The following is a 917-nucleotide window of genomic DNA, read 5'->3' as shown; positions in this document are numbered from 1 at the left end:
CGGCGAAGGATCCCAACGACTCGACACCACAAACACCACCAATCAAGGTCAGGTGTTTCCACAATCCTTAGAATCCGGGGAGGATGGCTTCTAATTGCACCGGCCTTGGCCTCACTAACTTTAGTCTAGTCGTGCGGTACTAGTCATTCTCGTTTATCGCCTTAAACGCATTGGGAACCTGCGTGCATAAAACATCAGGTTTTCTTGCCGCTATGCCTTAGGTGTTTTAATGCCCGATACACAGTAGGGCGAGTGACCCCAAACTCCCGTGCTAGCTCTGCCTTTGGCTCCCCCGCCAGCACGCGCCTCTTAATCTCCGCTACCTGTTGTGGGCTAAGGGCGGGTTTGCGGCCTTTGTACTTTCCTGCCTTTTTCGCCAGCGTAATCCCCTCCGCTTGGCGCTCGCGGATAATGGCCCGCTCAAACTCCGCAAACGAACCTAAAATTCCTAGCATTAAATCTGCACGTAGGTCCGTGGTGTCTTTCGCAAACGCGAGATTCTCATGCAGGAAAGTAACAGTCACACCTTTGTTGGTGAGTTCATCAACAATGCCGCGCAAGTCTGCTAACGAGCGGGCGAGACGGTCAATCGACGAGACAAGGACCTGACCCCCATTTGGTGGACAGAGCCGGATAGGTTCCCACACACAAACCATCAGACACTCTCTGGTGTAACACACCCGCCGTGCCGCAGGCGGGAATTGCAGAAAGGGTCCGACTTCTCTAAAGGCTGGATCCGACGACGAATTTAGACTTTAGAGAATCTTTTTACGTCAATAGGGTTGCGTCCACTAGTGTGGTGTATCTGTAACTGACGGTGGGCCCCTTATGAATGAGGCCGGCGACCACCGTAGTACCTTTCGATTCCGTAACCACACTTCCTCGAAAGGGATAACCACGATGGCCGCTAGCCCATA

At 52.9% G+C, this 917-nt stretch carries 1 protein-coding gene; it reads right to left on the bottom strand.

Annotated elements, in window-relative coordinates; genetic code table 11:
- Positions 1-194: 194 nt before the first annotated feature.
- Complete coding sequence (locus tag ABRP64_RS11630) at positions 195-656, bottom strand: recombinase family protein (RefSeq protein WP_284771353.1); 462 nt, start codon at positions 654-656, stop codon at positions 195-197.
- Positions 657-917: the final 261 nt, after the last annotated feature.

Origin of the sequence: Corynebacterium sp. KPL4015 (genome assembly GCF_040225725.1) — a bacterium.
In the GTDB taxonomy this organism is placed as follows: Bacteria; Actinomycetota; Actinomycetes; order Mycobacteriales; family Mycobacteriaceae; genus Corynebacterium; species Corynebacterium rhinophilum.
Note: the sequence above shows the minus strand (reverse complement) of the source record. Positions and strands in the feature narration are given on the sequence as shown.

Excerpts from the sequence above, each read along its gene's own strand:
- ABRP64_RS11630 (WP_284771353.1), bottom strand. The coding sequence starts at position 656 with ATGGTTTGTGTGTGGGAACCTATCCGGCTCTGTCCACCAAATGGGGGT.